The following is a 21,533-nucleotide window of genomic DNA, read 5'->3' as shown; positions in this document are numbered from 1 at the left end:
TTTATAATCTCCAGTAATCATAACCTGCTTCAATATATTCTTTTCTATTAAGAATCCCTTTAACATCAATAACAATCTTCTTATCAACAAACATCGCATTAAATTGATCAATAGTTAAATCTTTAAATTCATCATGACTAGTTGCAATCACCAATGCATCTAAATTTACTAAATCGGACATCTCTTCAAATTCTAAGCCATAAAGATGTTTAGCCTCTTCTGCATCCGCAACAGGGTCAACTATAATTGGATAAATACCATATTCATTTAGTTCTTTAACAATATCAATAATCTTCGTATTACGCGTATCTGGGCAATTTTCTTTAAAAGTGAATCCTAAAATACCAACTCTTGCATTTTTAACATTTTTATCATTACGAATCATATTTTTAACTACATTCTCTGCAACATATTTTCCCATATCGTCATTAATTCTACGTCCTGATAATATGATTTGTGAATGATATCCTTCTTGTTCTGCCTTATATGTTAAGTAGTATGGATCTACACCAATACAATGACCACCTACAAGACCAGGTGTGAATTTTAAAAAATTCCATTTCGTTCCTGCTGCTTTTAATACAGACTGCGTATCAATTCCCATTTTATTGAAAATAATCGAAAGTTCATTCATGAATGCGATATTAATATCACGTTGCGAATTTTCGATTACTTTTGCCGCTTCCGCAACCTTGATTGATTCCGCCCTATATACGCCAGCAGCTACAACAAGTTCGTATACTTTTGCGACTTGATCTAATGTCTCTTTGTCCATCCCTGATACAATTTTCGTTATTGTCTCTAGTCGATGAACTTTATCTCCAGGATTAATTCGTTCAGGAGAATAACCAACTTTAAAATCAATACCACATTTCAATCCAGATTCTTTTTCGAGAATAGGGATACATATATCTTCAGTTACACCCGGATAAACTGTGCTTTCATATACAACAATAGACCCTTTTTGCAAGTTTCTACCAACTGTTCTACTTGCACTTTCTACTGGCGTAAGGTCAGGTGTATGATCATCACGAACAGGTGTAGGCACCGCAACAATGTGAAATAAACATTCTTTTAATTTTGTTTCATCTGAAGTAAATTCTACAGTACAACTCTTAATGGCATCATTTCCTACTTCATTGGTCGAATCTATGCCGTTTTTATACATTTCAATCTTATGTTGGTTTAAATCATAACCAACTACTTTAATTTTTTTGGAAAATGCTACAGCAATTGGCATTCCAACATACCCTAAGCCTACTAAGCTTAATTTTGTTTTCTTATTTATCAATTGATTATAAATCATTTTTACCTCCTATATATTTTTTTAATTAATCTAAATATTTTTTTTGAAATAGTATAATTACAACAAAACATTAAACAAGGAATCTTTCTTTTGATACCTATATTACTTTTCATTAAAACGATTAAATTATTTTTTAAATTATACAATAACTCTGATTCAATTTTTTTTTCATTATTTTTCAGTTCTACATCCAAATATCCATAAAATGCAATTTTAGCTAATAATGAAAAATAGCTTCTTGCATTTTTTAATTCTGATAAGTATGTCAAACTAGAATTATGATACCTAATGGTTTTTTTATACAAACAATTCGTTGCATATAATAAGTCAAAGTCACGTTTTCGTACACCATAAATTGGATTTGAAATTGAAACATGATTTGTATTATTAAAATAAAAGTATTGTATTTTTGTACTATAAACTATTTTCATATTCGGTTTAATTAACTTACACCATGCTAAAATATCTTCATTACATTTACCTTCTTTAAACATATTATGACTAATAAGCTGTCTCTTAAATAATTTTGTACAAAAGGAATAGTCCTCTTTAGATATAATATGTTTATATATATCAACTTCATTATTATATTCATAAATCTTTATATTCTTATTAATTAAATCAGTTTCTTTATTAGTGACTAAATAATTAATGCATGAAATATCAGCATTATATGAAAAAATAAGATTTAAAAGATAATAAAACATATCTTTCGAAATCCAATCGTCACTATCAACAAAACCAATAAATTCACCATGTGATACTTTAATACCAAAATTTCTTGCTGAACTCAAACCTCCATTTTCTTTATAATAATATTTAATTCGATCGTCTTTATTTTGAAATTCTAAAGCAATGTTTTCACTATTGTCAGTAGAACCATCATTTACTAAGATTATTTCTATATTTTGGTAACTTTGATTGCATATGGATTTTAAACATCTAGTTAAAAATTGTTCAACGTTATATATAGGAACAATAATTGAAATTAATGGACTAGTTTTATTCATTTTATTTATTCCTCCGTAATATTTTGATAAATACAACTTGTCTTAATTTTAATGGCATTAAAGAGATAAAAAATTGAATTAAAACAGTATAAAGATAATCGGAGTAACTTGCTAGTCCTAATTTATAAACTTTTCTTCTACTCTTCTTATATTTTAGAAAATATGAAAAACTTCCTCTTCTAGATATCATAGCTTTACCTGTTCTTGCAAACACCAAATAGTCGTCAATATTTTTTCCTTTACAACCTGCAAGAATCAATCTAGTCCATAACATATCATCTTCCATAAGTGGAGCATGTTCATAATTTCCAGCTTTTAAAATTGACCTTCGTTTAAACATCACTGTCATGTGATTATAAGCGCTTCTCCTTTTTTGATATTTGATTATTTCATTATTTTCCAAAGGAACTTTACGTACTGAAATAATATTGTTAATATTCTGATCAAACTCTTTTATGTGGCTTCCTACAATATCTAAACTAGGATCATTTATAAATTCTTTTAGTTCTAATTCAAATCTATCTTGACGACAAATATCATCTGTATCCATTCTAGCTATAATTTCATTACTACATGCGATTACTCCTTCTCTTAAAGCAATGCCTAAACCTTTATTTTTTTCAAATATTACATATTTTATTAGAGTAGGATATAATTTCTCATATTTATGCAAAACAAATTCTAGTTCTGAAGTTAGTGGACCATCTTTAACAATTACCCATTCATTGGCAGGTATTGTTTGATTAAGTAAACTTTCAAAACATTGTTCTAGATTGCTTGCAGTTTCTTTATTATATATAGACATTAAAACACTTATTTTTGTACTGTGCATTAGATTACAGTTCTCAGACATATCCAAAAATCCTTTCCAAAATTAAAAGATGAAAGGTATTCTATGTTCCATTTCATCTTTTCAGGCAATATTTTTTTTATATAAATTTCGTCTATATTGTACTTGTCCTTTAAATAGTTTGAAATTATTTCATCTTCATTTTTAAATTTGATGCTTGCTAAAGAAGTTATGCCAGCAGGTAATAATAAAGTTGCTTTCATTTCATCTGTATATTTTTCTACGTATCTCTTTACCTCTGGTCTTGTTCCTACAAAGCTCATCTCACCTTTTAAGACATTAAATAACTGAGGAATTTCATCTAAACGACATTTTCGTATTTTATTTCCAACTTTAGTTATTCTTGTATCATTTTGTGTAGTTACTAATGAACCATTTTTATCAGCATCAATGACCATTGTCCTAAATTTGAATATTTTAAATTTTTTTCCATATTGTGTAATACGTTCCTGACGATAAAAAATGGGACCCTTTGAATCTAATTTAATCCAAATAGCAAGAATAACTATAATAGGTGATAAAATAACACATAAAATAATAGAAGCACTAATATCAAATATTCTTTTAAAGGAAAGTTGAAGTTGTTTTTTCTTAAGAGAATCATAATACTTTTTAACAGAATCATTTTTAATTTCTGCTGGTAATTCTTCAAATGGAATTAATCTCATAACCTCTCAACTACCTCACAAAAATTACTAATTATATAGTCAATTTCTGATTTTTTTAATTTACTATATAAGGGCAAAGTGATTTCGTTTACATATAATTGATGTGCATTTGGATAGTCTTTGATATTGAACCCCATATCTTTATAGGCAGTCATCATTGGCAGTGGCTTATAATGTACGTTACAAGCAATACCTCTTTCTGCCATCTTAATAATAATTTCATTTCTTTTTTCTTCTGTTGCACCTTGTATTCTTACCAAATATAAATGTCCGCTAGATCTGTGATTTTCATCGCAATGATTCAATAAAGTAACTGGAAGAGATGAAAAAGCCTCATTATACATTTTAATAATTTCATGTCTCCAATTTAACATTTCTTCATAACGATCTAATTGCACCAAACCAATAGCTGCCATAATATCAGTCATATTGCATTTATAAGCTGGAGAAACAATATCATATTCCCAAGCTCCTAATTGATTTTTATGCAATGCATCTTTTGTCTGGCCATGCAAAGATAATAATTGAAATTGTTTATAAATATATTCATTATCAATTCCTTCATGATTTCTCCATGTAATGGCTCCACCTTCTGCAGTAGTTAAATTTTTTACTGCATGAAAGCTAAAGGAAGTAAAATCAGCAAATTGACCGCAACGTTTTCCATTTTTCATAGCACCAAAAGCATGAGCAGCATCTGCTAATACAATTATGCGGTTATATGCTTTTTGTATGGCATTATTTGCTTTAAATAAGTCTTTCTTTTTTTCAACTGCTTGATAGATACGCTCATAATCACAGATAACACCTGCAATATCTACAGGAATAATGACCTTCGTTTTATCTGTAATTGCTGCCTCCATTTGATCATAATCCATTTCCACACAATTTGATTGGGAATCGATTATGATTGGAGTTGCCCCTACATGACAAATGACTGAACATGATGAAGTATAGGTATATGCAGGAACAATAACTTCATCTCCAGGACCCACTCCAAGAATGCGTAACGTTAATTCCATACATGCTGTAGCACTATTTAAACATACTGTTTTATCTGTACCAATATATGCAGATATTCTTCTTTCAAATTCTTTTGTTTTTGGTCCAGTCGTAATCCACCCTGATTTTAAGGCTTCACCAACAGATTGAATTTCTTTGTCTGTTAAATCTGGTGGAGAAAATGGTATATTCATTTTTGTCATTTTGAATCCTCCCTCATCCCATAGAAAAAGAACATACATTGCTATATGTTCTTCCTTACGATCTCTAAGCCGACTTTTGCTTTCCTTTGTTCTCCTAAGAATTCGATCTCGATCTCTGCAATTCGTTTATGCCGGTCGATCCGTTTGATCAATCCTTCTTTTCCTTTCAAAGGTCCGCATTCCACGATGATTTTATCTCCCTCGATATAGCCCGTTGACATGTCAACGATCTGTTCTTCTTCACCAAACGATTTTAGAAAAGTTACTTCATCTTCTGGCAGGGGATAGATCTCTTGTTTGTTCTTTCCAAGCATCTTTGTCAGATCAGGTATCTTCTTTAATGCCTGATACAGTCGTGTCGGATCATCACTGATCATGAATACATAGCCTGGAAATAAGATCTCGGTTCTCTCGACCCATTCTCCTCTGTATTTGCGAAGCCGTTTGCTGAAGGGGATGAAGCTTTTGCTCAGGCATGGTTCATCGATCAAAAGATCGCACGCTTTGATGACCCATTGTTCTTTCCCTGTACGTACTTGTATGACGTACCACTGTTCCATACGCTGCACCTCCATAAGAATATGCTTCGCCCATCCATCATGTTTCATACATGGTAGACAGTTGTGTGATGATCCTATCATCGAAACAACGCGACACTGCGACGATTGCTTCTTTGATATTCTTTTTCATGGATAATCCGGAATTATCCATGAAAAAGAAGAAACAGATCAAAAGTAGAAAAAGAAATGATAAAATGAAAGGGAACAAGGGGATGATGGCATGCGTTATGTATATTTATATGAATTAGATTCTGTAAGAAAAAGTGATCAACAAGTAATCAAAGGACAACAGGCATTGTTTGATGAAATTGTCTGTAATGGGAATTGTGTTGTATTGTCACTCAACCAATTGACAGATTCTAGAGCAATCCTGTCTATGCTGCGTACGAAACAACAAATGAACACATTATTGCAGCTGTTTCAAAAAGGACATTTAAAATATGCACGTTTTGGGGATTGCCGTACACCTTCTTATTACATTCAGAAATCAATAGAAGAAAAACGAAATTTTATATATTCTTCATTGCCAATGAAAAGCAATCAATACTATTTGCAAAAAGAGGTATTAGAGGCATTAAAATATGCAGATTTATCAAAATTTAGTGATCTGATAGAAAAACAAAATAAAAATGACCATGCACTCCCCGTATTTGATGAGTACATCGATGGTCATTTCATATCTTCGATCTTAGGAAAAGAAGAAGCTCTAGAAACATTGTCTTATCTTAAACGCTTTATTGAAGTTATCCTGAAGATCAGTATGTATGATGCATATGCTTTGCCGATTACGGAATATACGACAGAGTATCCACAGGTACCATTTGCAACATTTATGGAACAGATTCTTTCTTTTGAATCTGAGAATGCTTTGTTTACAGAAACAAAGTCCATATTGAAAGAAATAGGACAACAGTTATCCCATCATCATAAAAATAACAATAGTCGTTCAGAATGGCTCTTATGCCTGTTAAATAAAAAAAGAGAATATTCAAAACAATTATTTGCATTTGCTGAATGCATCATTCATCTCTGCTATAACTATACTGTCGAATATAGTATTTATAATGTATCCAAACATTATGAGATCTGCTCACTTTTTGAGTCAGATCACACTTCTTTTCAAAATGATTTCTTTGCTCGACTGCAATATGAATGGAAACAAGATATTGATTATGATCAAGAATATCTATATGAAGAAAGCAATCAATTTCAATGGTTTGACGCAGAAAAATTATGCCCGGATTGGGATTTAGCTTTACGAATGATTCAGAAAGAAGAAAAGCAACAAAAGCAGGAGAATGATATCGAATTGTATGAGAATGATTATGTAAAGCGAAGAGATTATCAAAAGAAACAAAACTATCGTAAACTGGGGAAGATTCTAACAGCATCATTATTGTCTTTAATTCCAATTATTATCTATACATGGATAGAGGATTCGGCATCTGATTTTTCCAGTCAATTTATTTCACAGCTCTTTTCCAATGATATATTGAAAGTAATCTTTGTCTTTGTTGCGGCAAATTTAATGACAGTGATCATGGAACAGATTGCAACAGTTTCTAATTTATGGGAGATTGGCAAAGAATGCAAAAAAGCATGGAAAGATTTTTGGCAATTATCAAAAATACAGGTTGCATCGTATGTGAATTGGAATGAGATTCATCATTTTCGTTTTGAGAAAAAGCATAAAAGAAAAGAGCAAACAGATGCGAAACAAAGCAATCTAATAAAGTATCAACAATTGTGGGAAAAGCGAAAAGAGATGTTTGCGGATAATCATTTGCTGCCTCTTGTTGACCCGAAAAAAGAATATGATATCTTGTTGCAATATGAACTTGCTCATCATACACAGGTGGGAGTCATACATGAAAGCCCGTATTATTTACATATCGTCGATTTAATTCATCAAGGCGTAAATCAATATTTCACTTATGAGCGATTTATACCAACGGTTCCATCAGGAGCTGTTGTTGTCGTTGCCATCTATCAAGGCAGCTATTTATTATTAAGACAATTTAGGCATGCTATCCGTGATTATCAGATGGGATTTATCCGTGGATTTGGGGAAATGGATATAACAGCCATAGAAAATGTCAAGAAAGAGATAATGGAAGAAATTGGCGGAAAGGTAATAGGCATACCCGCATATTTAGGAGAGATCACAGGAGATAGTGGAATCTTAGGAACAAAAGTATCTGTGTATCAGGCAGAGATTGATACGTTTGATCATGGCGAAATGAAAGAAGGCATTGAAGAAATACTGCTCTATACCAAAGAACAATTATTGAAAGCAATCGCAAGCAAAGAAATTGAAGACAGCTTTACATTGGCTGCATTCACCTTACAGCAATATGTGAAAGAAAATTAAACGATTGATGCAGATGAAAAGTTCTATCTTCCTCGTTAAGCAGGATAAATCTCTTGCATATGAGGAAAATATGAACTTTATTGATTTGGTTTCTTATCTTGTGACAGGGTGTAAATAATGCTATATTTAAGTTAGAAAGGCAGACATGTCTGAAAGCAACTAGAGAAGGAGGTTATTATGAAGAAGAGATCTTTTTTAGCATTGCTGTTGAGCTTTATGATGATCATGGTAATGACACCAATCGTAACAAAAGGACAAGAGACAGCAGAAATTGTTACTTTACCAGAGGGGGTAAATAGTAAAAGCTTTGGTGAAGGAAAGACGGTTTATTATGATGGAAATTATTATGACACTCTGGCTAATGCATTGACGGCAGTATATATGAGCACGCCATCAGAAGTTGCCGTATTGTATTGCAAGCCAGGAGCAGATGTTGGCAGCATGACCCATGGACATGTTGCAGATGATCTGATCATTTATGGTAACGGTGCTTATGTTTCCGGCGGGGAATATGATATAGAAATCGATACGTATGCATATGATCGTTCAACAGGGAAACAAGATCAAAATGGGACTTTTTTAGATAAAGAAATTACAGTTACTGTAAAGGATTTAGACGGCATTGCAGCATGGGGACAAAGAAATACAGATTATACAGTTCATTTGAATTTTGAAAACTGCCAAAATATGAACCGCATCTATTTTACGAATACGGTTAATCAAAAAGGTATTTTGAATATTTCACTAGTTGGCTGCAGCTTTGATGCGACAAAAGGCAGCAATCCAAATACTGCATTTTATACAAATGCACCTGGAGAAATCTCATTAATTGATACACATTTCAATCATATTTCAGTAGGTATGAACATTAATCATAAGTCATCCGGCGTACAAAATATCCTGCTTCAAAACTGTACGTTTACTGACTGTGCTCTTTCAGATTCTCCGCAGGCAGCTAGCACAAAGACGTATGCCGCACCAATCAGAATCGTTGCAAAAGATACGGCAGAAACGAATTTAACAGTGAGAGATGTCTCTTTCATTTATAGTGAGGGTAAAACGAATTGCGGCAACGGTGATATCTTATTAGGTGATGGAAGATACGATGCAGCCGCTTCTCAAGGAATTACAACATTAGAAATGTCTGGAACAGCAGCTGAAGTGATGGTACAGCAAGCAGGCTATTATACAGATAGTGCTGGAACTGAAGAACTGATCAATAAGGAAAAAGCTGTGGTTTCCACTGTTGAAAAAGATGGATTTACTACGATGGACAAAGACCAACATTTCATCGTCGATAATCATGATGTGACCGAAATTGCAAATGCAAAAGAAGCAACTTGTACAACGGAAGGTTATACAGGAGATAAGATTTGTACACAATGCGGCAAGATCCTTGAAAAAGGACAAGTCATTGCAAAATTAGGTCATAATTATGAAAATGGCGTATGTACGATTTGCGGCGAAAAAGATCCAAATTACGTAGTATTTGTTCCAGAAATAATAAAAGGTAAAGACGGAGTATGGCAACAGGGAAGCAAAGATGGACTGAGCTTTACTTCCAATGCTGAATATAATGACTTTGTAAAAGTATTGGTAAATGACAAAGAAGTAGAAAGCAAATATTACACAGTAAAAGAAGGCAGTACGATCGTGACATTGCAGCCGTCCTTCTTAGGTACTTTAAAAGAAGGTACATATAAATTGGCAATTGTATCTACGACAGGTAGTGCAGAAACACAGTTTACAATTGTAAAAGCATCAACTGTACAGCCTGGAGAACAACCGGATACTGCGACGGAAAATTCGAAGGAAGAAAACACAGTAGATACGGGTGTCAATGATCCAGCAGGTATCTTTGCTTTTGCTGCATTGCTGGCTCTTGGATGTACAGCTGCATTTGCATTGAAAAAGGAAAGCAACTGATAAAATAATCGTAAGTAATTAAAGACTATAAAAAGGTGAATTTCATTGCTGGTGCAGTAAAATTCACCTTTTTTTATATGATCCACTTATATTTTTTTTAATATGAAAAAATTTTACTTTTCTATTTTATAATCTTTTGTTGAAGTTGCTTGCTATTCTTTGTTCATTGTAGTACGATATTTCTGTTCAAATAAAATTTGGAGATGTACTCAAGAGGCTGAAGAGGTCGCACTCGAAATGCGATAGGTCCGCAAGGGCGCGTGGGTTCGACTCCCACCATCTCCGCCATATAGTACAAAAAGCCTTTATTTATAGGCTTTTTTTATTTTTGTAAATGCATATGCCGAAAAATATGACGAAAAAATATTGAAAAATCATGACTTTTATGTCTTTATAAAGGTAGAGGTGATGGGGATGTCTGTAGAAAAGAAAGGACGTAAGTGGTATATTCGAGGTAAAATAAAAAAGGATGATGGCACGTATTATGAATATCACAGGCTAGCTCGTGGTTGTACTGGAAAAAAAGAAGCAGAAGAGTATGATCGTAAGTTTAAAAAACAATACCAGGATATTCAAATCTCAAAAAATTTTTTAACATTTGCTGAGGCTGCTGACGAATTTATCGGCAGCCTAAATGGAGTAAAAAAATCGACTATTATCTCTTATACAGAGAAAAAGAAAAGAATATGTGATGTGTTTGGTAATAAACGAATAAATTTGATTAATAAGGATATTTTGCAAAAGTATATAAAATCTCTTGAAAAAAAGTATTCAAAAGAAACTGTTTCAAAATACTATTATTTTTTAAAAAGAACATTTGAACACTGTGTGCAAAATGATTATATATCTGTGAATCCAATGAATAATGTTAAGCAGGATCTAAAAGTTGAAGAAATAAAAAAAGATATTGTTTTTTGGGAACCAGATGAATTTCAAATGTTTATTGACCTTGTTGATGATCAAGAACAAAGATCGTTTTTCCTTTTTTTGTATTGGATGGGTGTTCGTAAAGGAGAGGCATGTGCTTTGCAATGGAAAGATATTGATTTCGATACCAACACAGTACATATTTATAAAAGCGTAACATATAAATCTAAAGGAGTATCTTGGGAAATTACGACTCCCAAAACTATAAACAGCGTTCGTAATATAACCATGTTTGATGTTGTCAGAGATGTGTTACACGATTGGAAAAATGAATGTAGTAAAATGTATGGCTTCTGTGATGATTGCTTTGTATGGGGCTTCTATCGGCCTCTTGCAGACAATACACCAAGGCGCTGGAAAGATAAGTACGTTAAATTAGCAAATGAAAAGGGATCAAATTTAAAAAATATAAGAATTCATGATTTTCGCCATAGCCATGCTTCGTATCTTATCAATAATATGGGAAAGTATGATTTTACGGATTTTGATATCGCTAAGCGTTTAGGACATACAGTTGATATGCTCCATCAAACCTATGCACATCAATTTAAGGGGATGGATAAACGGATTGTTGATCAGATACAAAGTGATTATTTGTCGAATGAAACCTTGCATCAACAGCCTCAAATATCTCCATATGACGAACTAAAACAGTTAAAAGAGCTCCTGGATCTTGGCATGCTAACTGAGGATGAATTTATTGTTAAGAAAAAACAATTATTAGATATATAAGTAAAGGCATAATAATTAGATTGCATTTATTTAAATAAGTGTGTTTAAAATTGAATATTTTTGTTAAATGTGTTATATAATATAACTGTATCAATGAAAATATAAAAAGAAAGAGGTTAAATTATGTTTACGGGAATTAGATTAAGAAATTATAAGTCATTAGTAAACTTTTCTGCAGATTTTACACATAGGAAGAATCAAGCAAAAAAAATAATAATAATTTATGGTGAGAACGGTATAGGAAAATCAAATCTTGCTTCATCATTTTATACACTGATTGACTCTATGAAAACTTTGTCTATAAGAAAAGTTATTCAGGTTTTTATAGAAAAAAGGGAAGAAAACAGCAAAATAAATGAAAACTTTATGAAGCATCTTTCTAGAAATTTGAGAGATACTGAATCTATTATTAGTAATTGTAAAACAATAAATTCAAAAGGTAATATGGAGTTAGAATTTAATTTTATTATTGATGGAAAAAAAGGATCTTATCTATTGGTATATGATGATAGTAGATTAATTCATGAAAAATTATCATTTGTTTTAAATAAGAATAAAACCATATTATTTGATTTATCTGATGAAACGAAAAATATAAATAAAAATCTATTTCTTGATCAGGAATATGAAAATGAGATAAAAGACTTAATAAAAATGTATCAAGGGAAACATAGTTTATTATCAATTATTGTTAATGAGCTAGAAGAAAAAGATAAAGGTTATTTAAAAGCAAAAATTCACCGTTCATTAATAGAAGTTATCTCCTTTTTCATGAGAATGTCAATAAAAGAAAAAAGTGGAGAAGTTGCAGAAAGAGGTAAAATGGGATTATCTCATCTTATATTAGGAAACTTAACAGATGGTAAAATAAATATTGAGGAAGAATCTGAACTTGATAAAGCAGAGAGATTTTTGAATTTATTTTTCACATATATGTATAGCGATATTAAAGAAGTTTTCTACAAAAGATACAGAGAAGATAATCAGATTAAGTATGAATTATTTTTTAGAAAAAAAATTTACAATCAGATAATAGATGTTAATTATGAATTGGAGTCAACCGGAACTCAGCACTTGATCACTATTTTACCGTTTTTGCTAATGTGCATTGAAGGTTCTGTAGTAGTAATAGATGAAATAGATGCAGGTATTCATGATTTATTGATTAATACTATTTTGAATAGTATTATTGATTCTATAAATGGACAATTAATAGTAACTACTCATAATACCATGTTATTAGATTCTAAAATAAGCCCTGAAAATATATATACTTTTGTAGTAGATAGAAATGCTAATAAGGAATTAGTGAATATTGCAGATTTTGAAAATAGGACACATCCATATTTAAATTATCGAAAAAGATATCTTGAAGGCATGTATGGAGGTATACCACATATTGAAGATATTGATTTTGATGAGTTGCATAATATTTTTGAAGAATAGATTGTTTCGGTGATGTAATATGGGGAAAAGAGAATTAAACTATCTAAAGTGTATTGTTATAGTACATGGAAAGTCAGAGAAACAAATAGCTGATTTTATAAAAAGAGAACTTAGATTTCATATGGAGGTAATTTCTAATAACAAAGGAAATTCATCAATTCAAATTAATGGGTTACAGAATTTTTTGTTTAGTGATTGGAGATTAAAATCTTTTAAAAACTTTTGTAATCAATACCCATCCGTAGAAATTGTTTCAAAAAAGCAAATAACATCATCTTTTAAAATATTTATTATTATGGATACAGATGATTGTTCAGAACAAATGAAACAAAAATTTATTAGTAAAGAATTATTTAGGGGACATTGGGCTTATGAATATATTGTTCCTATTTATAACTCTAATAATCTGGAAAATGTTATGCAAAAAGCAGGCATCAAATTTAAAAAAAGGGGTATAAATATGAAGTCAGAGTATATTTCTATATTTCCAACAGAAGAGAGATATAGAAATGATGAATCTGTTGAATTGACTGAATTTTCAAATAAATTATCGAAGATTTCTGATACAAATATGGACGTATTTATCAGTTTTTGTTTAGACAATAGTAAATAATATATTGCTTGTAGATAAAATAAAAAAAACCATATACGATGGTTTTTTTTATTTTATGGGGAATGTGACCAATCATGTGTAAGTAATATTCGACAGGTTTTGACCCGTGAAAGTCGAATGATGTCACCTGACCTTTGTCCTCGTCCCTTAAGCCGGTATGATCATTGAGTTGATTTCATGCCGGCTTTTTTTCGTTTTTTATTACATATCATTCTTCACTGCTGTCCATGATCCTGAGCTGATTGATGATCAGGTCCCAGTTCCTGCACCGCTGTGTCCATCTGCTGCTCAAATTCTGAATAGCCAGATACAGCATCTTCCTCAAGCTGTCATCATTAGGGAATACATTCTTTGTCTTTGTCACTTTTCTGAATTGTCGGTTTAGTCCTTCGATCGCATTTGTCGTATAGATGATCTTTCGGATTTCCACGGGATAATCGAAATACGTGCTTAGTATGTCCCAATTTTCTTCCCAGCTATGCACCGCTGTTGGATATTGTTTCTCCCATTTTTCACTGAATGCCGCCAGCTGGCTCATGGCCTGTTCTTCTGTATTTGCCTGATATACCTGCTTGAGATCTTTCATAAATTCCTTGATGTGTTTATAGCTCACAAAACGTGTGCTGCTGCGGATCTGGTGAATGATGCATCTCTGTATCCTTGCTTTGGGATAAACAGCCGTGATTGCTTCTTTGAAGCCGGTAAGGCCGTCTACGCAGAACAAAGAAACGTTCTGTACCCCTCTGCTTTTCAGCTCATTCAATACGCCCATCCAGTATTTGGCCGATTCGCTGGCACCTACCCATAAGCCAAGGACCTCTTTGATCCCGTCCTCATTGATTCCCAGGATTACATAGGCAGCCTTTGTCACCACATGATGATCTTCACGGATCTTGTAATGGATGGCATCCATGAATACGAAGGGATAACAGGCTTCTAAAGGGCGATCCTGCCATTGTTTCACCTCAGGAAGGATACGCTCACTGATCTTGCTTACAAGTCCTTCCGATATCTCCACGTCATATAGACCTTTGATCTGCTCCTTGATATCACGGGTAGACATGCCAGCAGCATAAAGGGACAGGATACGTTCCTCGATACCATCTGCATTGCGCTGATACTTTGAGATGATCTTTGGTTCGAATTCTCCGTTGCGGTCTCTGGGGACATTGACCTCCACTTCACCCAGCTGTGTTTTCATCGTCCTTTTAACGGAACCGTTGCGATAATTCTTTTTAGCATCATCATTTCTTCTTTCCGCATGTTCATAACCGAGATGCTGATCCATTTCGGCTTGTAATGTTTGTTCGAGGACATCGGCGAACATGCTCTTCATGCAGTCCATGATATCCTTGGTAGATGTAAACTTTTGTTCATTGATCAGATCCTTGATCTGTTGTGTCGAAATAAAAGATGTGTTCATGTCGAATTCCTCCTGATAAGATCGTTATTCATCTTCATTCTTACCTGTTTTCAACTATTTACACATCTTTTTCTACATTCTCAAATTTTTTCTGATTTTTGGGAAATCTGTTATTTAAAAAATCTAGATTAGATTTCATTCGTTCTTGTTTTAGAACATTGTAGATAAAAAATGTGTTTTACAGTTGTATGCTTTCTAAATTTTTTATGTTCTAAAACTTTTTTAATTGTATGTTATACTCTTTGCTAGTTGATTTGGATAAATACATTTGTTCATTGATAATCACAAAATAATTTTAAATACTGATCGATTTGGTCTTCTATTTACCATATATTTTGAACTTTTTTCGTTTGAGTTTACATGTTTACTAAAATATTCTTTCCTTATATATTTTTTATATTAGTTGTCACATAACCAAAAAAATTTTACTTGAAGAGCAAGGTAAAATTGTGCATGCAAATAAGAGTACAACTGTAAGTAGAAAAGGATAGTCTCATGTTGTATTGATCTATATATGAAATAAATAATAGAAAATTTCTTCATTAGAAAAGTGAGTATCTAAACTTGATAATCAAGTAACAGGTACTCACTTTACTTTACAGAATCGTTTTACTTGGACATCTCATCATAATAGTCTGAAATATTATCCGGATTCATATGCCAGATTACTTTTCCAAAGATCGTTACATGGGAAGTCTTCTCAGTAACAGGCACATACTTTCTATTAGAGCTGTCTGCTAAGAAAGTACAGGAATCCTTATCAAAGTAAACACGGCGGATATAACATTGATCTTCTATCAATACGCTTACAATGGTTCCATCGGCAATTGGTTCTTCTAAAGGAATCTTCTCAACGATGACGATCGAGTTCGGTAAAAAGATATGATTCATACTGTCATCCATGATTTTTAATGCCAGCAGATTCTCTCTTTTATCAATAAATTTTTTCGGCACAAAAACACAGCTTGTAGAAAACTCCCCGATTTCATAATTTTGGATCTCATAATAAGCGATAGGGAAAAAATCAGTTAAAGCAGCATCATCTTTCATTTCCTTGTATGGTTCCCAGCCAAGTAAATATTTCGGCGAAACATTTAGAACTTTTGCTAAAATGATCACACGATCGATAGGCAGTTTTTCTGTGTCGCCGGCCGCATAACGCTGAATGGCAGATTTTGGAATACCGGTTAATTGTTGAAGCGTATTATAGGAAATCTTCTTATAGGCGATGACTTCCTTCAAACGTTTCGATATTTCATTTTTCATAATTAATTCCCCCAGAGTACATCTAAAATTATAAATCAAAATCCCAATTTTGCAAACGAGGTGCATGAATATATTATTCATTGACTCAATATTGGGTTGACAGCATGCAAGAGCAATGGTACTATGAATACGATTAAAGATGAGATGATGGGAAAGGATGATCGTTATGAATAAGGCTTTATTTAAGATGGCCATCGTTCGCTCCGGTTATACACAAACCCGATTAGCAAAGGAATTGGGAATATCAAAAAATGCGTTAAGCAATAAGGTCAACGGGAGATCGAGCGTGACTGTTTCAGACGTGATCAAAATCTGCGAGATATTGAATATTCATGATAACAATGAAAAAGCTGAAATTTTTTTATCTTCTATATCCCAATAATGGGATTTATATAGAAGGGAATTGCTTAGAAACGAGTACGTTTTAAGTGGGAAAGAGTGATGAAAAAGAGAGGAGATAGAGGCTATTCCAATATTTGAGAGATCTTTCCAGCCTATCGACAGATGAAATCAAAGAGATTACTTGCAGCGACAGCTGTTACGACCATGTTGGCGACCAGTGTTGTCCCAACTTCAGTTCTTGCAAATACGAAAGTAGAGAAAGAAGAAAATACAAATAAAAATGCAGATGCCTTGCATGATCAAGTGATGGAGGCGACTGCTCACCGCGATGAAGCAAAAGAAGCAATGGATGCTGCTAAAAAAACAGCAGATGAAAAAATGCCGATGTTAGAAGAGGCAAAAACGGAAGCAGATGATAAGAAAGCAGCTTTGGATGCATTAAACGAACAACTGCAGCGAGATTTAGAAACAGAGATGGCAAAACAACAAAATGCAATCGATGAAAGCAATGCACAGTTGGAACAGCTAAACAAAAATAAAGAAGAATTGAGTGAACAGCTGAAAACGGCACAGGAGGCACTCAATCAGGCGCAGGAGGCATTAAAAGAAAAACAAACTGCATTAAAAGCTGCAGAGGAAGCGGCAAAAGAAGCAACGGAAGAAAAGACCATGCAGGCACATGCTGCAGTAGATGCTGCAAAGCATGCTGTGGAAGCAGCACAAACGGATTATAACCAAGCAGTTACGCAGCAAGATCAGATAAAAGAACAGCTGATGCAGTTGGAAAAGAATGCGGCAAACCTGGAAAAAGAAGTTGAAACAGCAACACAACAATTAACTGCAGCAAAAGAAGCACAAAACCAAGCGGTTATGGATCTAGAAACAGCTCAGCGTAATCATGATCAATTACACGCGGCAGATGCCATGACTGCTGTTACAGCTGAATTAGAAACGGCAAACAAGGAATATGAAGCTGCATCAAAAATGGTGATGGATCAAGAGAAAACGGTTGCTGAAGCACAATCTGCTTACCAAAAAGCAAAATCAGAATTGGATGCTAAACGTGCTTCCCTTGTAGCGGCAGAAGAAAAAGTAAAAGACAGTCAGAAAAATTATGAGACATTATCAGATGAACTGACAAAAACGGCCAAAGCCAAAGAAGAGGCAGAACGTGCCGTTGAACGCACCAATAATGAAAGAGAGCAATTGAAAAAAGAAGCAGCTGATGCTAGAAAAATATATGAACAAGCACTCAGCAATATCAATACAAGACAGTTGGAGATTGTACGTGCGAGAGCAGCTTTCAATCAGTTAGATAAAAAAATAAAGAAAGCGGAAGAAACAATGCAGAACAAATCATATATGCGCAGTTTCTTACAATTTGCCAAACATACAGATTCCGTCAAATTTTTAGATGAGCTTCTTGAATTGAAACAGTCATCTGGAGAAAAATGGAAAGACAGGATTCATTTGGAAAACAATGGTATGACGTTGACTGAACTGGAACAAGCATTGACACATATCGAAGAATCCAATGCCATCCGCCGTGATTTAAAACTGCCTGAATTTAAAGTCAGCTCCATGTTGATGCTTACTTCTTGGTTCAATTCACATTATGCAAAATATGATCACTTCGATCACAGCAAAGAAGTAAAGATCAATCATACAAATGCAGCAGAAAACTTAACAACAGCAACCACAGACATGTTCAAAGGCTGGTATGATAAAGAGAAAGAATTGTTTGATGGCTATGTAAAAGAAGGAAAGTATCCAGGATTGGCAACGATGGATGCATATGAAGTCAGTACGAAATACAGTAATATTTATCCATCCATCGGTCATTATTTAAATCTGGTACGCCCATCGCATAAGGTTACCGGTTTTGCTACAACAGAAGGTACGAGCAGTCAGACATTCTGGCAAGAAGACGAATTAAAAGATACAATGACTGTATCAGAATATCGTACCAAAATGGAAGAATACAAAAAAGCAATGGCAAAAAAAGATGTTACTGAGGATCTGAAAAAGAAACATGCCGCTGCCAAAGCAAGATATGATCAATTAGTGAAAGAAACGGCTGCGTTAAGAAAACAGTACGATACAAATAAAGCTATTTTTGATCAGAAAAATACTGCTCTGCAAACGAATCTGGAGACATACAATACAAGCAAAGCGACAATTGCAGATGCAAAACAAAAGTTGACAGATCTAAAAACAAAAGTCAGTGATGCTAATAAGGTACTAACGGACGCCAAAACAAAAAAAGAGCAATTACAGAGCGAAATTCGTGCAAAAACATTGAAAATAGATGGCGTATACAAAACATTGTTTGATGCAAAAGAGCTGTTAGAATCAAAAGAAGCAGCAAAAGCCGCACAGCTCGCTGCCAAAGAACAGGCAGAAACAAAACTGAAAGATCTAGAAGCTGCCAAAAAAGAATCACAGCGAATGTTAGATGCGGCCAAACAGGCAAAGACGGAAAAAGAGCAATTAGTCAAAGCGGCAGTCAATGCATTGGATTCGAAAAAAGCAGAAAAAGGAAAGATCGACAGCCAGATTCAAGATACGAAAAAAACAATGCAAGAGAAAGAAATGATGGTGAAGGAAAAAGCAGATACTTTGGATAAGAAAGAAAAAGAACAAGAAGCTGCTTTTGCCGTGATCGAGCATTATAATGAATTGTTAGACACACTTTCTAAATCAGAAGAAGCGATCCATCTACAAAACAATAAGCTGGCTTCCATCAATGGAAAACTGACAGAGACTGACAAGAGAATCCGGATGAATGCTGCTGCAGTACAAGATGTTGAAAAAGAGCTGGCTACTAAACAAGGACGCAAGGATCTATTGGATCATTTGAATAAAGAATTTGCAGATATCAAAGCAGGCATGAGCGGATTATTATTGAATAGCGATGATGCTTTTGTGAATGCTTTCCAAGCAAATTACCCGAAGTTATGGATAGCAATCAATGAATATGAGCAAGCACAAAAAGCATTAGCCATGCTGGAGAAAGAGTCTGCTTCAGATCAGGAAGCCTATGCGATGGCAAAAAAGGCATATCAAGATGCAGATATGAAGTTGAATGCTTTATTAGATCGAATGAATAAAGAATTGAACAGCGAAGTAGAACAAGAAAACAAAAAAGAGATGCAAAAAGATCCTTCTGGCGTGCAAACAGCAGCAGCAAATGATAGTGCAGTCTGGGCTTTATCCTTTGCTTCAGCTGCAGGTGCGTGGGCAGTGATCGATAGAAAGAGAAAAGCAGTAAAATAAAGTAATATCGATAAAGAAAAAGGGTCGTACAGCTTGATCACAAATGTGCGATCTTTTTCTTTTTATTCTTTATGAATTGTGTTACAGAGATTGCTGTGATATGCTAGAGGTGTAAAAATAATGACGGGTTAGTAAATCAACAGAGAACGGATATTTTATATGCGATGAACATAAAAAAACAAAGATATGAATCTTTTTATAAAGGGAGGGAATAAGTGTGAATAAAACTGTAAAAAAAAAGCCGACTTAAAAATAAGTAGTAAAAATATCGAAAAAATTTATAAGTTGATTTGAATAGAAGATATATCAATGCCGGATTGTTTCAAAAAGTTTAATGCTTCTTCAACTGTTAGTGATTGTTTGGTATCGGATCGTGGATTCATGAAGGATTCATAATCCGTTGGTTGAAATACTTCGCCTGTTAGGATCATGTGATAGATACTGACCAACATCATGCGTGCGATCGCAATGATGGCTTTCTTGTGACCACGTCGTTTCTTGATATTGGAATACTTTCTTCCAAAATAAGATGTCTTATCTTTGATGGTCGATAAAGCACATTGGACAAGCAGTGGTTTGAGATATTGTCCAGCTTTGGAGATACGAACTGACTTTTTCTTGCCGGCACTTTCGTTGTTGGCAGGAGAAAGTCCAGCCCAACTGACAAGTTGTTTGTCGGATTCAAACTGAGACATATCGATTCCTATTTCAGAGATGATCAGAATGGCCGATAAGGAACTAATTCCTTTTATTTGTGTGATATGCTGGAAAGATTCGCGTAAAGGATAAGCCCGCTTGACCAATTCTGCTTCACATGAATTGATGAGTTGATCCAAGTACTCCATATGATTCAATGATTTTTCCATCTTGAATCGTTGATCCGCTTCGATGTGATAGCCGTGAAGGGAGTCTAGTATCTTATCTTTGTTCTTACAATTTTTGTGAATGAGTTTTAAGATCTTGTCATCATCAATCACGTTTGGCTTCATGACTTCTTTCATGATATTGGAAGCTGTCTTGCCAAAAGGATCGGAGACAACAGAAGCTAATCCGATATTGGAAACGGTCATACAGTTCTGATAACGATTCCGTTCTGAAGAACGCATGCAGACCAGCTTGTATCGGTAACGGGCGATCTCACGCAGTTCTCGGATTTCTTTTGGAGGGATAAACGAGAATTTGATCAGATCATGTTTGAAGAGATCACAGATCCATTTGGAATCTTTCTTATCAGTTTTTTTGCCTTTGATGGCTTTGACATACTTGGGATGAGTTAAATGGACATTGATCTCACCTTCAAGAATGTTGAAGATAGGGATCCAGTATTTACCGGTAGATTCCATGCAGACATCACAACAGTGATAAGAATTCAGCCAATCCTTTAAACGATATAGGTCCGAGTTTAAAGTGGAAAAAGATTGTTGGAAATATTCTGTGATGTTCGACTGTCTATCGGTGATACCAATAGTAGCGACGACCAGATCTTTGTGAACATCCATGCCACAGCAGTTGAAACGAACGATTTTCATTGCCATATAAAAAAGCTCCTTTCATACAAAAGGAGAGGTGGCATTGACTGTCATCAAAGCGAATCGACAACAGTTGATTGAAC

16 protein-coding genes and 1 tRNA gene are annotated in these 21,533 nt (G+C 33.8%); 8 read left to right on the top strand and 9 right to left on the bottom strand.

The features are described from left to right. Position 1: 1 nt before the first annotated feature. The 6 genes from BQ9859_RS10845 to loaP are packed head-to-tail and all read right to left on the bottom strand — an operon-like array spanning position 2 to position 5,599. Positions 2 to 1,306 carry a nucleotide sugar dehydrogenase gene (locus BQ9859_RS10845; RefSeq protein ID WP_075878184.1) on the bottom strand — a complete coding sequence of 435 codons (1,305 nt, stop codon included), beginning with the start codon at positions 1,304 to 1,306 and terminating at the stop codon, positions 2 to 4. A gap of 2 nt (positions 1,307 to 1,308) precedes the next feature. Further along, positions 1,309 to 2,316, bottom strand: coding sequence for a glycosyltransferase family 2 protein (locus BQ9859_RS10840; protein WP_075878183.1), 1,008 nt, complete (start codon positions 2,314 to 2,316; stop codon positions 1,309 to 1,311). A gap of 1 nt (position 2,317) precedes the next feature. After that, positions 2,318 to 3,169 carry a glycosyltransferase gene (locus BQ9859_RS10835; RefSeq protein WP_235846436.1) on the bottom strand — a complete coding sequence of 284 codons (852 nt, stop codon included), beginning with the start codon at positions 3,167 to 3,169 and terminating at the stop codon, positions 2,318 to 2,320. Then, positions 3,148 to 3,834 (bottom strand): sugar transferase, encoded by a 687-nt coding sequence (locus BQ9859_RS10830; protein ID WP_075878182.1) that lies wholly within the window; start codon positions 3,832 to 3,834, stop codon positions 3,148 to 3,150. The genes BQ9859_RS10835 and BQ9859_RS10830 overlap by 22 nt, the downstream gene beginning before the upstream one ends. Continuing rightward, entirely contained in the window at positions 3,831 to 5,039 is a 1,209-nt protein-coding gene (locus tag BQ9859_RS10825) for a DegT/DnrJ/EryC1/StrS family aminotransferase (protein ID WP_075878420.1), read from the bottom strand. The genes BQ9859_RS10830 and BQ9859_RS10825 overlap by 4 nt, the downstream gene beginning before the upstream one ends. A gap of 41 nt (positions 5,040 to 5,080) precedes the next feature. Then, complete coding sequence (gene loaP / locus BQ9859_RS10820) at positions 5,081 to 5,599, bottom strand: antiterminator LoaP (protein WP_075878181.1); 519 nt, start codon at positions 5,597 to 5,599, stop codon at positions 5,081 to 5,083. A 220-nt stretch (positions 5,600 to 5,819) separates the two neighbouring features. On the opposite strand from loaP, the gene BQ9859_RS12225 reads away from it, so the two are divergent. The 6 genes from BQ9859_RS12225 to BQ9859_RS10785 all read left to right on the top strand — a co-directional run bounded on the left by BQ9859_RS12225 (position 5,820) and on the right by BQ9859_RS10785 (position 13,614). Then, entirely contained in the window at positions 5,820 to 7,970 is a 2,151-nt protein-coding gene (locus BQ9859_RS12225; RefSeq protein ID WP_083662873.1) for an NUDIX hydrolase, read from the top strand. Between the two features lie 177 nt (positions 7,971 to 8,147). Continuing rightward, positions 8,148 to 9,896 (top strand): hypothetical protein, encoded by a 1,749-nt coding sequence (locus BQ9859_RS10805; RefSeq protein ID WP_075878179.1) that lies wholly within the window; start codon positions 8,148 to 8,150, stop codon positions 9,894 to 9,896. A 199-nt stretch (positions 9,897 to 10,095) separates the two neighbouring features. After that, positions 10,096 to 10,184, top strand: a tRNA-Ser gene (locus BQ9859_RS10800). A gap of 126 nt (positions 10,185 to 10,310) precedes the next feature. Beyond that, on the top strand, positions 10,311 to 11,555 hold the full coding sequence (locus BQ9859_RS10795; RefSeq protein WP_075878178.1) for a tyrosine-type recombinase/integrase: 1,245 nt from the start codon (positions 10,311 to 10,313) through the stop codon (positions 11,553 to 11,555). A gap of 123 nt (positions 11,556 to 11,678) precedes the next feature. Then, positions 11,679 to 13,001, top strand: coding sequence for an AAA family ATPase (locus BQ9859_RS10790; RefSeq protein WP_075878177.1), 1,323 nt, complete (start codon positions 11,679 to 11,681; stop codon positions 12,999 to 13,001). A gap of 19 nt (positions 13,002 to 13,020) precedes the next feature. Next, positions 13,021 to 13,614, top strand: a complete 594-nt coding sequence (locus tag BQ9859_RS10785; protein WP_075878176.1) for a hypothetical protein — start codon at positions 13,021 to 13,023, stop codon at positions 13,612 to 13,614. A 208-nt stretch (positions 13,615 to 13,822) separates the two neighbouring features. On the opposite strand, the gene BQ9859_RS10780 is transcribed toward BQ9859_RS10785, so the two are convergent. Together BQ9859_RS10780 and BQ9859_RS10775 are read right to left on the bottom strand one after the other, a co-directional pair. Beyond that, positions 13,823 to 15,037 (bottom strand): IS256 family transposase, encoded by a 1,215-nt coding sequence (locus tag BQ9859_RS10780; RefSeq protein WP_075878175.1) that lies wholly within the window; start codon positions 15,035 to 15,037, stop codon positions 13,823 to 13,825. Positions 15,038 to 15,646: 609 nt separating this feature from the next. Beyond that, positions 15,647 to 16,303: a LexA family transcriptional regulator gene (locus BQ9859_RS10775; protein WP_075878174.1), complete on the bottom strand. Its 657-nt coding sequence runs from the start codon at positions 16,301 to 16,303 to the stop codon at positions 15,647 to 15,649. Between the two features lie 166 nt (positions 16,304 to 16,469). Between BQ9859_RS10775 and BQ9859_RS10770 the strand changes: the two genes are divergently transcribed. Together BQ9859_RS10770 and BQ9859_RS10765 are read left to right on the top strand one after the other, a co-directional pair. Next, positions 16,470 to 16,685 carry a helix-turn-helix domain-containing protein gene (locus tag BQ9859_RS10770; RefSeq protein WP_075878173.1) on the top strand — a complete coding sequence of 72 codons (216 nt, stop codon included), beginning with the start codon at positions 16,470 to 16,472 and terminating at the stop codon, positions 16,683 to 16,685. A 122-nt stretch (positions 16,686 to 16,807) separates the two neighbouring features. Further along, positions 16,808 to 19,921 carry a CAP domain-containing protein gene (locus tag BQ9859_RS10765; RefSeq protein WP_143404427.1) on the top strand — a complete coding sequence of 1,038 codons (3,114 nt, stop codon included), beginning with the start codon at positions 16,808 to 16,810 and terminating at the stop codon, positions 19,919 to 19,921. A 278-nt stretch (positions 19,922 to 20,199) separates the two neighbouring features. Here the strand turns inward: BQ9859_RS10765 and BQ9859_RS10760 are convergent, their stop codons facing one another. Further along, complete coding sequence (locus BQ9859_RS10760; RefSeq protein ID WP_075876486.1) at positions 20,200 to 21,456, bottom strand: IS110 family RNA-guided transposase; 1,257 nt, start codon at positions 21,454 to 21,456, stop codon at positions 20,200 to 20,202. Positions 21,457 to 21,533: the final 77 nt, after the last annotated feature.

Origin of the sequence: Merdibacter massiliensis, from assembly GCF_900155395.1 — a bacterium.
GTDB lineage: Bacteria > Bacillota_I > Bacilli_A > Erysipelotrichales > Erysipelotrichaceae > Merdibacter > Merdibacter massiliensis.
Note: the sequence above shows the minus strand (reverse complement) of the source record. Positions and strands in the feature narration are given on the sequence as shown.